This is a genomic window from Aphanothece sacrum FPU1 (assembly GCF_003864295.1).
In the GTDB taxonomy this organism is placed as follows: domain Bacteria; phylum Cyanobacteriota; class Cyanobacteriia; order Cyanobacteriales; family Microcystaceae; genus Aphanothece_B; species Aphanothece_B sacrum.
Genome location: NZ_BDQK01000002.1, coordinates 68347 through 82608, shown reverse-complemented (window position 1 = coordinate 82608; position 14262 = coordinate 68347). Strand labels below are relative to the sequence as shown.

10 protein-coding genes are annotated in these 14262 nt (G+C 36.5%); all 10 read right to left on the bottom strand.

Going from position 1 to position 14262, the window contains the following annotated elements; genetic code table 11:
• Positions 1-12 precede the first annotated feature (12 nt).
• The 10 genes from AsFPU1_RS04355 to AsFPU1_RS04310 all read right to left on the bottom strand — a co-directional run bounded on the left by AsFPU1_RS04355 (position 13) and on the right by AsFPU1_RS04310 (position 14084).
• Positions 13-1602, bottom strand: a complete 1590-nt coding sequence (locus AsFPU1_RS04355) for a glycosyltransferase family 39 protein (RefSeq protein WP_124976274.1) — start codon at positions 1600-1602, stop codon at positions 13-15.
• Positions 1603-4533, bottom strand: coding sequence for a replicative DNA helicase (gene dnaB / locus AsFPU1_RS04350; protein WP_124976276.1), 2931 nt, complete (start codon positions 4531-4533; stop codon positions 1603-1605).
• A gap of 24 nt (positions 4534-4557) precedes the next feature.
• Positions 4558-5460 carry a succinate--CoA ligase subunit alpha gene (locus AsFPU1_RS04345; protein WP_124976278.1) on the bottom strand — a complete coding sequence of 301 codons (903 nt, stop codon included), beginning with the start codon at positions 5458-5460 and terminating at the stop codon, positions 4558-4560.
• Between the two features lie 30 nt (positions 5461-5490).
• Positions 5491-6771 carry an ATP-grasp domain-containing protein gene (locus AsFPU1_RS04340; RefSeq protein WP_124976280.1) on the bottom strand — a complete coding sequence of 427 codons (1281 nt, stop codon included), beginning with the start codon at positions 6769-6771 and terminating at the stop codon, positions 5491-5493.
• 9 nt (positions 6772-6780) lie between these two features.
• On the bottom strand, positions 6781-8517 hold the full coding sequence (locus AsFPU1_RS04335; RefSeq protein WP_124976282.1) for a beta-barrel domain-containing protein: 1737 nt from the start codon (positions 8515-8517) through the stop codon (positions 6781-6783).
• 58 nt (positions 8518-8575) lie between these two features.
• Positions 8576-11590 carry a peptidase domain-containing ABC transporter gene (locus AsFPU1_RS04330; RefSeq protein ID WP_124976284.1) on the bottom strand — a complete coding sequence of 1005 codons (3015 nt, stop codon included), beginning with the start codon at positions 11588-11590 and terminating at the stop codon, positions 8576-8578.
• 184 nt (positions 11591-11774) lie between these two features.
• Positions 11775-12530 carry a peptidylprolyl isomerase gene (locus AsFPU1_RS04325; protein ID WP_124976286.1) on the bottom strand — a complete coding sequence of 252 codons (756 nt, stop codon included), beginning with the start codon at positions 12528-12530 and terminating at the stop codon, positions 11775-11777.
• A gap of 396 nt (positions 12531-12926) precedes the next feature.
• The gene (locus AsFPU1_RS04320; protein ID WP_124976288.1) at positions 12927-13181 is read right to left on the bottom strand and encodes a HypC/HybG/HupF family hydrogenase formation chaperone; all 255 of its coding nucleotides are present in this window, start codon (positions 13179-13181) and stop codon (positions 12927-12929) included.
• Between the two features lie 198 nt (positions 13182-13379).
• Complete coding sequence (locus AsFPU1_RS04315) at positions 13380-13496, bottom strand: photosystem I reaction center subunit VIII (protein WP_124976290.1); 117 nt, start codon at positions 13494-13496, stop codon at positions 13380-13382.
• A gap of 96 nt (positions 13497-13592) precedes the next feature.
• Positions 13593-14084, bottom strand: coding sequence for a photosystem I reaction center protein subunit XI (locus AsFPU1_RS04310; protein ID WP_124976292.1), 492 nt, complete (start codon positions 14082-14084; stop codon positions 13593-13595).
• Positions 14085-14262: the final 178 nt, after the last annotated feature.

Below are 14262 nucleotides of genomic sequence, written 5' to 3'. Positions count from 1 at the left end.
ACGTTAATTAAATTAATGCTCAATTTCCCAAAGATTAAGATGAATATCTTGAAAGACAAAATTAGCTTTTAAACCTTTTTGTTTTTCTAATTGTAGTCTAAATTCATCCGAAGGACTCAATAAAAAGATATGCTTAAACCCTGGGGGAAGTTGATAATCTTTTGTGTTTGAGAGTAATTGAAGCTTAACATCAGGATTAAGTAAATAACTTAAAGACATAATGTTACCTGAATTATAACCGTTTCCATCACTAATTAACAGAGGAGATTGGGTTTTATTAATAATACGCGCAACTTCAGGTAAACTATAACTAATTACCTTAGTCCAAGCAGTATCATTTTGAGAATTAACTGCAGAAGAAATCATACCACCAGAGATAATAATTGCTATTATAATTGACCAAATTTTGATGTTTTTAGTATTTTTATCAATTAATTTACTTCCTAATAAATAAGCAATAGAAATATCAATCGCAATAAAACAAGGGATAAGATAGCGAGGTGAAAGGGAACGTATTCCTCCTATAATTAAATCTGGAAGAACTAATAAGACAATGGGAGTAATAATTAAACATAGAATTAATCCCCAACACATTATAGAAGTATTTTTGATCAGAAAAAAGATTGCATATCCGACTAATATTAAGCAAATTATTACTGATAAATAATTTAATAATGTTTCAAACTCTTGATCAATAGCAAAAAAAATACGAGTAATATTTAAAGCAAATATTTTCAATATTTCCCAAGAAGGTATTTTCAATTTAGTCCAACTCGTACTCCGTTGATATTGTTCATAATTACAAATAAATACAACTATCCAAGGAATAAATAAAATCACAGATATTAAAATTGAGATTCCTTGTAAAATGGTTATTTTAGTTAGTCTGAAATTTTCTAGGATTATTGTATATATAGTCTGAGGAATGATAATAAATACACTAACAAAAGAAATGTATAAACTAATAGCATTTAACCCTGAATATATTAACCAACATCTAATAATTTTAGGTTCAATATTATGATGGTTTTGTGTTACTTTTATTGCTTTTAATAACCAGGAATTAGAGATAAGAATAATTACAGTCCATAAAGCATATTCTCGCGCTTCTTGAGCATAAAGAATATAAAAAGGTGAAATAGCAACTAAAGCGATTGTGATTAACCCAATTATTGAATTTTGAAAGAGTTCCCAACAAAACCAATAAATAGCAGGAAAAACGAATAAACTCATCACCGTAGAAAAGCTTCTAATAACGATGATAGAATCACCGAATAAGTGTCGCCAATATCTTACTAAGATATAGTATAATGGGGGATGATGAGGGTCATCAATAGCTAAAACATTTAAGGTATCATTTAATGTTTTTTGAGGATTAATATGGAGATAATATTGTAAATCATTGATTCCTATTATCTGACCATTAAATAATTTAGATTTCCACTCATTACTCAAGTATCCTGTTATATGTAAACTTGTATAAATTTCATCATGCCAATAAATTTTTTTATCTAAATTAATAAAACGAAGAAAAATACCAATAATCAGGATAAGCAGAATTAATTTATAGAAAGGATTTTTAAAGTTAGTTAATAGCATCATTTAATAATTACTGCTTCTTTGCATATTGAGAAATTTCGTTAATTCCGGTTGAAATAATAGCTTAACTGTTCCTGTTGGCCCATTTCTATGTTTAGTAATAAGAATTTCAGCAATTCCTCTATCTACTGTATCAGGATTATAATATTCATCCCGATATAACATCATAATTAAATCAGCATCTTGTTCAATACTATTATGAACGACTATATTATTAGCAATAAAATTATGAAATTTATCAACTGTTAAATCATAAACCTCTGCTTCTTCATCAGGTTCGATTGACACAATCTCATCCCAATAAATATCACTATCAGCTAAAGATGAACTACATGAAAATCGAGGTAAAGCAATAGATTCTTTAATGTTTAACTCATCTAACCTTTTCCAACCTCGAATGGTTAAAAATTTATGATTAGCTGTTGCACTAATTGTTCTTCCTAAGCTAGTTTTTAAGCAAAAAGTAGGTTTAATTCCTGTGCAAAATGCCTTAGTAACAATAGCTTTTTCTCGCTTCATTGTTGACTCATTTAACGCTAAAATCTTGAATCCAGATTTTCCGACTAAATCTCTGATGGGAACTTTTTTTCTAATATCTGCTAATTCAATTAAACTATCACCGATTAAACAACCACTTTCTCTCAAATCTGACATCATCGGTCGTTTATTATTTCTAGACTCAACCGCACGACTTAACTGAGATAAAGCAATCACCGGTGCATTAACTTCTCTGGCCAAACCTTTAAGAGAACGAGTAATTTTTGATAATTCTTGAACTCGATTATCTCCACCTCCCTCCATTAATTGTAAATAATCAATTAAAACTAATCCTAACTCTCCCTTTTTTTCTGCTTGTAAACGCCGAACTTGAGAGCGAATTTGCATCATTGTTATATTAGCTGCATCATCAATATAAATAGGTAAACTTGATAAATTTCCTAAAGCAATCATCAATTTATCATATTCATTTTGAACAAACCTGCCAGAACGTAACCGATTACCTTCAATCCCTGCTTCTGCTGCTAATAATCTCATGGATAATTGTTCGGCAGACATTTCTAAACTAAAAATAGCAACAGGTAGATTTTTTTGTTTAGCAATATTAATAGCAATTCCTAATCCAAAAGCCGTGTTATGAACACAAATATCATTAGCAACAAAATTATGATTTTCAGGAATTGTTAAATCGTACACTTGTTGTTCACCAATATATTCAATTGAGACAATTTTATCCCAATAAACTTCACTGGTTGCTAGTTGTTGTAATGATAAATTATCTAAAGCTAAAGCTAACTGAAAGAGTCTATTTCGTGATAATGCTCGCTTACCAACATGAAGATTACTATAGTTTTTAATTCCTGCTCTTTTTCCTAAACTTGTCCAAGTTTCATGGCCTTTAGCTAAGGCTATTTGTTCCCATATTTCTATAGGAATAAGATCACAATTAGTTTGATATCGTTTATTTATTAAAGCTTCTTTTGCTAAATTAATGGCTTTCTCTTTCCCGAATATTCCGATTTCTTCAATAAATGTTTTAATTGATTGAGCATCAGTAATATCAAGCTGCCACGCTTGTCTACGATTATTATTATATTTTAGAGAGGGTTTTTTTAGATTAGCAATCACGCCAAATCTTAGTAAAAAATGTTGAATTTGATGGGCTAGTTTTTCACTGACTGTAGCATAACCTAATTGAACTTGACCACTGGTGAGAACAGAAATCCATCCATCAGTAGCAAATAATCGATTCAGAAATAATGCTAATAGTGAACGCTGCAATTTAAAAATAATTGATGGAATCGTTTTATGATGAGCATCTTTACCCCAAAGATCTAATTCTTGTAACCAAATTCTAAAGGTATTTTTACTGTTTTTACTAATAGCAGTCAGTCCATAAGGATTTCTATTAGTAAATAGTGGAGAAGTTTTTGTTAAACAACCATCCCCTATTAAATAGGCTAATAATTTAACTTGATACTCAGGAATTATTTCAGTTCCAAAAATATTAATTTGACGAGGAATAGCAATTTTATCACCTGGTTTTAGTGTGGAAAGTTGCTGCCATCCCTTAATAGTTAAATAAGGATGAGTCAAGGTTGTTTCAATATAACGGCCTAATTTAGTTGTAACCCGGAAAACTGGTTTAATTCCATCATCTATAAAATTAGAAGGCTCAGTTAAAGCAAATTTCCAGTCATTCTTTAAAGTTAATAATTGAGCTTGACGACGGTGATAAATTTCTTCAATTGTTACTAAACTGCCATCCGCTAAAACAATTTCTGAATTAGCTGCTAAACATTTGCCCATGGACGGCCGACCAGCAACAATAATTAAATCAGAACGCTGTAAACCGCTAGTCATTGCATCTAAATCATAAAAATCTGTTTCAATACCAGGAAGTGCCGTTTGTTGATGAAGTTCTTCTAATTGATTAAAGGTTTTAATAACTGTTTCACCAAGAGAAATTAACCCTTCTTGGGGACGTTTTTGAGTTAGTCCAAAAATTTTCTTTTCTGATTCATCTAAGACCTGTTCTAACTCTTTTGTTGTTTCAAAACCTAACTCTACAATTTCATGACCCGCAGCAATTAATTGACGGCGTAAATATTTATCCATCACCAAAGCGGAGTAACGATCAATATTGACAGCCGATACGGTACGATCTAATAATTGAGATAACTTTTCTATCCCTCCTACTTGTTCGAGTAAATGATCATCATTAAGTCTAGATGTAACGGTCAAAAAATCCGTTGGTTGTCCTTGACCATGAAGTTTTAAAGCTGCTTCATAAATCTGTTGATGTGCTTTCACATAAAAAGCTTCTATACTTATTAAATCTATGACCCGTCCCATTGCTTCAGGATCAAGTAAAATACCACCTAGAATAGATTCTTCAGCTTCAATATTTTGGGGAGGAATAGATTGATTAGACATGGGTTATGAAGTTAAAAACCTAATTTATTTGCTCTTTTTTGGAGAGAGAACCCCTTTGACTAATTTAACAATTTCTGAGGGAGATTGAGCTAATTTAATTCCCGCTTTCTTAAAAGCACTAATAGTTTTTTGTTCTGTTTGTTTAGTCGGAACCCGATGAAAAAGTTGATTAGCAATAATAGTAGTAGCATCCCCAAAATTGCGCTCAACTGGGGCATAAATTCCTGAAATATAAGTGATTACAGGCTTTTCAATAGCCGAAACAATATATTCTGCTGCCGAAATTTCAGCACTACTATGAGGCTGTCCTAAGAGAATAATTACTTGAGTATTATCATCTTCTTCCATAATTTGTAACCATTGTTCAAAATTTGAGCCAATAATGCCATCACTACCTAAACTGATAGCTAAAGATTGACCAAACTTAGCTTGAGTTAATTCTCTGGCTACTTCATCAATTAGGCGATCGCAACGACTAATAATACCTACCGGGCCAGGAACATAAAAAGAACTTTCCATCATGCCCAAAAAAAACTGTTCAGGAACGAGTAACCCTTGACTACCTGAACCTAAAATAAAGGTATTAGTTCCTTGAGCCAATCTGAGCAACTTTACCATATCCAGAGGGGGAACACCAGAAGAAATAATGACAATCTGACCAATTCCGGCAGCTATGGCTTCTAAAGCGGCATCAAGTACCTGATAAGGCGGACTAAAAATCAAACTAATATCAATCTGACCCACCTGTTTAACCGCTTCCTCGACTAAGTTAAAAACAGGAATTCCATCCATAGGGGCCGTTTGATAATCAGAACTAATTCCCCCTACAATATTAGTGCCAGAGGATTTCATGCGGGCCCCATAATAAGCAGCCAGAGGTTCATTTAATCCTTGAATCAAAACCTTGCTATCAGATTGCCATTTCATAAAATATTCAACTTAGCGTATTAATTAATATCAAGGCTTAGCGGTAGTTATGCCTATAGTTTTAGCAATAGCACTGTCAAGATTATCCAGCCAATGTAAGGGGAAAACAGGTAGTATCTCTTGAAAAGAAGTCAAATTTCTGCCTACCAGACGCACAACTAATTCCAAAGACTGGACTTTTTTGGGTTGACCTTCTGTATCCGGTTGACCCCGTTTACGTGATGCATCATTAGCGGCCGTTGCCCTTGGTAAACGATCTTCGCTGCGACTTTTTAGTAACGGTGAACTGACTCCAGAGTTACTTATCCCGTAATTAGCGATCACCTCGGCCATAGCCTCAGAAGTTTCAGGACTGCCTAAAATATTAATTAAAATCACTCTTAGATTAGGATTTCCTATCATTTGTCCTAAAGCAGTCTGTAACTGTTGGCTTAAAGATTTAGTCGTTCCTTTTTCCTCAAGAATAAAAGCACAAGCGGGTTTTCCCTTTTGCTGTACCAACAGATCCCAAGTGGCTAGAGTGAGTCCCCAACTATTGCCAATAATACCGATATTACCGCTTTGTGTACCGATTAAACTGGGTTTTTTACTCGGAAGTGGATAATTTCCCCCATACTTGATAGGGTTAAGAGCAGTTGCCTCGGTGTCTTTTCTTGAGGTAATAAGGCTTAACAGATCCAAATGACGACATAAAGCCGTATTATTAACCGTAATTTTTCCATCCAGGGCCATCACTTCTCCCCCTGGACTTACTGCCAGGGGATTAATTTCTATTAAGTCGAGATCTTTCTCAACAAACAGTTGATACATTTTTTCAACAATGACACTGACCACATTAATCAAGCTACCACTGAGTCCCATTTTAGTGGCCAGACGACGGGCATAAAAAGGGGAAAATTCTTGATCGAGAACGACTTGCTCCATATGATTAAGTAAAGTATCGACATCGATACCCCCTTTAGCAGAACCGAGTAAAACAGGACGTTGTAAATGATAATCAAGGACAACGCAGAGAAAAAATTCCGATTGAGCATCATAACGGGCTTCCGCTAAGATTACTTGAGGATATTCTCCCAAGATAGGTAAGCTAAAAATAGCTTGAGCGGCCGCTACTGCATCAATGGTATTTTGTACAAAACGTATGCCCCCCGCCCTTCCTCGTCCCCCTGAGTGAACTTGAGATTTTAAGACCACCGGATAGGGAATCTGGAGGTGTTTGAGTTCACTGAGATTAGCGATGGGTTGGGAGGGCAAAATAGGAATGCCCACTTGATGAAAGAGTTCTTTGGCTTGATATTCTAGTAAATCCATAAAAATCTATCATCGAACTTTTTTGAGACTTTCTACTTTATTGGTAAAGAGTTCTGTAAATAAACTCAGCACTGTCCGGTTTTCTCGTACTTTAATATTAACGCTGACAGACATTCCTGATTGTAACGGAATCTCTCGACCTTCAACTTTTAAAAATTGTTGATCTAATTTGATTTTTGCTGGAAATCGATAGAAACGTTGGATTTCATTGGGTTCTAGGGCATCAGAGCCAATGGAAAGTACTTTTCCTTTAATATCGCCAAATTCGCTAAAAGGGAAAGAATCAATTCTGACATCTGCTTTTTGACCGGTGCTAACAAAGCCAATATCTTCGTTAGTAATATCGACTTCAGCGATAAGATTATCATCAGGAACAATCTTTAAAAGAGGTTCGGTTTGATTAGGGGGTGGTACATAGCCAGGAGTAGCTTTTAAATCAAATACGGTTCCAGTTACAGGAGCTTTAATAGCTTGATATTTTAAGGTAACAGTTGCCCGACTCATTTGGCTACCTATTTCGGCAATTCGTTTATCATTTTCGACAATAATTTTGGTTAATTGACTATCAATTTCCGCAATTTTTTGTTGATTAACTGATATTTTATCTCTAATGTCTTTTTCTGTTAAATCAACCGTATTAGTTAATCTAGCATCACCCTGTTCAATGGCTAATTCTAACCGTCGTTCTTCTTGAGTGAAACGACCAATATCCCCCAAACGTTGTTGAATTTGCTGACGTTGTTTATCGTATTCAATGGTTCCATTACTGATTTGTTCGGTTAGTTTTTGTTTCCGTTCAGAAATCGATTGTTTTTGTCTTTCTACTTGTAATCTGGCCACCCCTCCTTCTTCTTGTAAAGGTTCAATATCTTGAAGAATTCCTTCTTCAATCACTAATGCTGATTTAGCTTCTTGTAGGGCTTTTTCATTACGGGATTTAATCTCAGCCAGAACTTTTTGATCATCTATTAATTGTTTTTGTGCATCTGCTAACTGAAGTTGTGCTTGTTTTAGTTGTTTTTGCAATTGTTCTGTTTCCAATTGAGCCGCCATCGCACGAGAAGATGACTCTCCTTGAGATGCTCGCAGTCGTTGGACTTGCCCAATGTTTAAATTAATTCCTGGTACATTTTCTCCTAATTGAATTTGATACAATTGATTTTCAGCAACTAAACCAGTCCGATTACGAGTCAAAGAAGCTACTTCTTGGGGTAATTTTAGTTTAATAATTTCCCGTTCTACTTGATGAGTATCAAGGGATTGAGACATTAAAGTTTTATAAAATTCATTCTCTTGTTTTAAAGATTGTTTAACAGTCTTTAATGAGCGTAATTCGGCGGCAGTTGCTTCTGAATCTAAAGTCAATAAAATTTGTCCTTCTTTAACATGATCTCCATCTTTAATTAAAACTTTATCCACCACCCCATTAATAGGAGGTTGAATATCTTTAACTGCTGCTTGAGGTTTTAGTTGCCCCTTAGCTGCTACTACTTGTTCAATAGAGGCCAAAGCCGCCCAAAGAACAGAAGCAGTTGTTACCCCTATAATTGTCCAAACTATCGCTCTTGACCAACTGGGAGATTGACGTAAAACAACGGCTTGTTCAGAGGTAATAGGAGCTAAGGCATTTTGACTAAAAGGATCATTATTCCCACTCGCTTTAAGGGCGGCTGAATTGCCATTATTAGAGGTTTGCACTAACTCATCTTGTTTCACGTTATTCTCTTTCCCATTAATACCATTCATCGTTTTTTTCCCTTCTTAACTGACGAAAATTAACTCGAAAAAATCACTGCAAATTGTTTTACATATTTGCTTCTTGTTGCTGATAAAGATAGTAATATCGGCCTTTCATGGCCATTAATTCCTCATGGGTTCCTTGTTCCACCACAGACCCCGCGTCCATCATCAAAATTACATCCGCACCTCTAATGGAACCGAGACGGTGAGTAATAAAGAAAACGGTGCGATCACCAAACGCAGATAACAGGTTCGTACATACCTGTTGTTCGGTGGTATAGTCTAAAGCACTGGTGGCCTCATCAAGCACCAAAATCATGGGATTTTGCAACACCGAACGTGCGATCGCTATCCGTTGTCGTTGTCCCCCTGACAGTGCGGAACCTCTTTCCCCCACTTTAGTATTGTACCCATTTGGCAGTCCCATAATAAACTCATGGGCCGCGGCAACTTTTGCGGCCTCAATAATTTCTTCTGTGGAAGCATCGGAGTTAGTTAAGGCAATATTTTCTTGTACTGATCCATCAAATAGTAGGGTATCTTGGGGAACTACTCCTACCTGACGACGTAGAGAATAGAGTTCTACTTTGGACACATCATAACCATCGATTAAAATGCGTCCTGACTCTACCTCATACAAACGGGAAATTAATTTAGTTAGGGTACTTTTACCGGCCCCACTTTGTCCGACTACAGCAATAAAGGTTCCGGCCGGAAAATCAATATTAACGTTATTTAGTTGTAAAGGGCCATGAGGTTTAAAGCGAAAACAAACGTTTTCAAATTTAACCCCTCCCTGAACGGCAGGCATAGGTATATTTTCTCGATCGCGTTCAGCTTCTTGGGGTGTATCGACAATATCGGCTAATCTTTCTAAGGATAGGGCAGTTTCTTGGAAATTTTGCCATAATTGAGTTAGGCGTAAAATGGGAGATGTCACATAACCGGCAATAATACGAAAAGCGATCAATTGTCCGAGAGATAATTTTCCTTCTAATACTAAATAAGCTCCTACCCACAATACTAACAATCCTGAGAGTTTATTGAGGAAGCTACTGGTAGAACCTGCCAAAGTCGAAGTAATTACCGTATTAAACCCTGCTGACACATAACGAGCGTATTTATCTTGCCATTGCCAACGCGATCGCAGTTCTATATTTTGAGCTTTAACAGTTTGAATACCCGACATTATCTCCACTAAAAAAGATTGGGTTTCGGCGTTTCGTTCTGCTTTAATCCGTATTTGATTACGAATAGTCGGGGAAAAGAACAAAGTCATGGCAATAAAAATTGGTACAATTGCTAAAGCCACTAAGGTTAAAATGGGACTATAAACAACCATGACGGCGATATAGACAACGGAAAAAACCGCATCTAATACTACAGTAAGAGCAGTTCCAGTAAGGAATTGACGGATATTTTCTAATTCATTGATCCTAGTTGAAATTTCCCCAACGGGTCGTTTTTCAAAATAACGTAGAGGTAATCGTAATAAATGATCGATAATTTCTGAACCCAAACTCATATCAATGCGGTTAGTTGTATCCACAAATAAATAAGTTCTCAAGGTCGTCAAAACGGCTTCAAAAATAGCAATAATTAAGAGAAATGTTCCCAATACTTGCAAAGTATCCGCGCTATTTTGGACAATTACTTTGTCAATGATGACTTGAATCATCAGAGGATTCACTAATCCAAATATTTGCACGAAAAAAGAAGCAATAAAGACTTCAATTAAAACACGACGATATTTTTTTAAGGAGGGAATAAACCAATTAAGTCCAAATCTTTCTTGAGGGGTTTCTTTTGTCTGTTGTAATAGAAGAACTTCTCCTTTTTCTCCCCAAGTTTCCAGAAAATCTTGGGGACGACGACGCAATATTCCTAATTCGGGAACAGCGATAATTATTTCTTGAGCGCTCACATCGTAGAGAACAGCTAGACTATCTTGCCAGACGATCAAGGCGGGGGTCTTGAGTTGGGTAAAAGAAGAAGCCGGAAGGGTAATTAATTGGGCATTAAGTCCCATTAATTCCGTAATTGCACCACATAAAGGCAAAGATAAACTTCCAGTGCGTTCTATTTGTTCTTTCAAGATACGACGAATCACATCTCGACGGAAGGGCATCCCGAAATATTGACTTAGCATTTGAAAACAGGCTGATCCCACTCCCAAAGGGGTTTTTCCCTTGATAAACGGAAAATTTTTGCGTTTTTGGCGTTCTTCAGGGGAAATGGGCATGGCATCCATTCCCACTAGGGACGAGTCCGCATAGGGAATGTTGTTAGGTTCAGATTTGACGAAGCTTAACTGATGATTATCTGGGTCTGGCTGATCTTCAACAAGGAGTATACTTCCAGGAGAAGATGTGAGCCATTTATTAGCCTGAATGCCAATTAAACGGACTGGTTGAGTCCCGGTAATTTGGAAGCGAGAGTTGCCTGATATGTCTAAACGACTGCCCACAGGAAACTCAGGCATATTCCCCCCACTCACTAACCACATGGTTTCACGATCTTCTAGAGTTAACCGATCTTCTTGTGAGATTTTTCCGGGGGACAGGGAGTAAACTTGAGTATATTCTAGGAGATCACTGGCAATTTCTTTAATATTTCCTTCTGCTTGGGCTTCTTTTTCCAGTTGAGTCGCCACCAACTCAAATAATTCGAGCAGACTACATTGTTCAACAAAAGTTTCTCTAAAGATGGGATATTCGTCTAATAAGGTCTGAAAGGTTTGTTGACTTAGGGTGAGGCCGATGGCTTCTGTTGAGGCGATCGCGGTTTCACTGGGAACCCCTCTGACTAAGTTGACCCCACCGATAATGGCCCCAGGTTCGAGTAAAGCGAGGGTACTCGGCATTTGGGTGCGGGGATCATAGCCTAAGAGTCGGGCTTTTCCTTCTAATAAAATCGTAATATTAGGGGATATTTTGCCCCGCATAGCAATTACTTGACCCATTTTATAACGCCATGATTGACATTGATTAGCGATGTCAACCCTAAGTGATGGGGGCAGTTGGTCAAAGGGGGCTAAATTACTTAAAAATTCTTGTGCGTCGATATTGGTAGAGGTCATTTCAGTTATCAGTTATCAGTTATCAGTTATCAGTTATCACTTACTACCGCAAACAAGACGGTAGCTTGAAGCAACGAATATTTTTATTTCTCTCCCCTTGCTAATAGGATGCTTGAAACCTTTTTTTTGGGTCATAAGTCTAAAGTCATTAGTGAATCTAGTTCAATCAATTTTTTTTATTGTTTTAACTTGTTTTCAATTCTAATAATTCACTTTGAGGAGAAAAGGAAACATTTTGTTGAATTTGTGCTATTAACCACCCTTGAAATAGTTCATTGAGTAGTCGCTGTCGAGTGGGATCATCAAGTTGGGCCGACATATATTTTTCTAAGCGGACAATAATCCACCAATCTCCTACTTTTGTTGGGGGGGATATTTGCCCTGACTTACTTGATGATAAAATCTGACCAATTCTGGGGTGAGGAACATTGAGTTCAACTGGGCCAATTAATCCACCTGTTTGAGCTTCTGAACCTTCTGAATATTGTCTGGCCAAATCAACAAAATCGCTTTCTCCTTCTTCGAGGCGAAAATAAAGTTCTTGGGCGATTCCGGCTTCTTTTGTCCGAATCAAAGAATAGACTACCCGATCTAATTGTCCTTTACATTTGATGAAATAACTTTCTAATTGTTCGCCCCATTTTATTTGTTTAAATTTTTCTATTTTTATATCTCTAACACTAAGATTCTCTAATTGTTGGCGGGTCATACCATGATGTTCTAACCATAACTGGAGTTCATTTTCATTGGTTAGTTGCTGTCTTTGATAAAATTGCTCTTTGGCTAAGGTTGCTTCTTCTGGGCTACATTCTATTTCGGCGATCGCTTGTTCAACGATAATCTCTTTGGCTAATTGAGGTAATAACCTATACTGGGCCAATATGGGATAAAGCTCTTGTTCTGATATATTTTGGTCGCCTATCTGCAAGACAATAGTCATTTTTGTCCTTATTTTTGGGAAATAAGCCCTATTTTCTGACGGAGTAAGAGTTGACTTTTCGGACTAACTCTGTATTCCTTTGTTATTTTTTATCAAGATGACTTGACTTATTTGCTAATTTTAACCTGAATTGGGACAAATAACCTTAAAGATTAATGACGGTTTAACATCCGAGTACAACCCAAACTTTTAGTATTGGGTTAATAAGCTAAGACGCATTTAAAATGGTTATAGAGGGTTTTGGTACAAAGGTTAAAATCTTTCTCCGGCGCTCCCTTGCTCCGGCGCTCCCTTGCAATCTCAACTACCAATTTAGATGCGTGACAGCTTAGTCAGTTCTGGGGTTATTTTTCGATTAAGGTGAGTTTAAGTGACTTTTAGCGGGTTAATTAACCCTCAGTTAACGGTAGACAAGTTTAACATGAGTGCTTCCATTTCTTGAAAATCTGCTAAAGTTTTTTGAGCCGCGTCTTCATCTAAAATACTTAGAGCAAACCCCACATGGACAATGACATAATCACCTATTTTTACATCAGGAACATAGGCTAAACTCACTTCTTTGATAACTCCCCCAAAACTAACTTTTCCCTTCCTCATCATGGGTTCATCCCCAGTAATATTAACCACTTTTCCCGGAACGGCTAAACACATGATTAGTTTGACCCCAATAAATTAATGTTTCATGTGTTTTCTTTTTAACACAATTTTTCCGAAATAATTGTTAATTATTAATTATAATGCCAGTTTTTCAAAAAATAAGGCTCCACCTAAAATTAAGTGAAGCCTTCTAAGGAATAGAGAAAACTATGTTAGAGGATAAAAAATCCTAATTCTCCATATTCTGTTGAGTTAAGCATCCTGTTCAATGTAGATAAACAAAAGTCCCATCACAACCAATGGCATTAACCAGGTGATGGCGGGAATCAAAATCCAAGGTAAGTAAGACGCTGCATAAGCACCAGTCATGTGATTATTCTCCTGTGAGTTTTCTTGTGAATTTGGTCAAGGACTTTTTCAAAAATTGGAAACCCTAAAAACTGAGTTATATAAGGTTTCGGGCATTTAGTTAACGAAGCCACGGAAAATTGCATCAATGGTGGAAAACTTCTCAAGTAAGAAATAGGCCATAAATGCACTGCCTGCGCCACCAAGGAAGAAACCACTGGCAAATAAACTCCAACCTTCAGAGGTTTGCATTGCATCTGTTCCAGGCTCACATTCAGTGGCACTCTTGAGAGATACTAGACCATGAGCATTGAGTCCAATAGTACCGATGACCACAATCACTACAGCAGTTAATAAAGCGGAGAGATAGGGGTCAGCCGAAAAATCACGGCCAGGTCCTAAAACAACTTCAGGCCCAATTAAGAAATAACCGTGAGCAAGTCCTACTTCCAAACCCCGCGCTAGGGGAGAGAGTCCTTTGCGATAGATGGGAAGATTGTTAATTAAAGCTCTTGTAAACCCTGAGTCAGAAATAGGGGTTGATAAATGACCAGTAAAGGGGTCATCATTGTATGCCTTGACCATCTGGGTGTATCCAGTTTCTGCCATTTTGCTTGAGTCCTCCTGCTTTTTTGTGAATAGGATGGCTTGACTTGTAAGATTATATTTTAGGGAAGAAGGCGCAAGGCAATGTTAAATTTTGCTTTAACGTTAAAAAAGTTCATTAATTTTTGTATCTGAGTAAAGATTCTTTACATTTTGACCCTAAAGGGAACAAAAAAAGAGT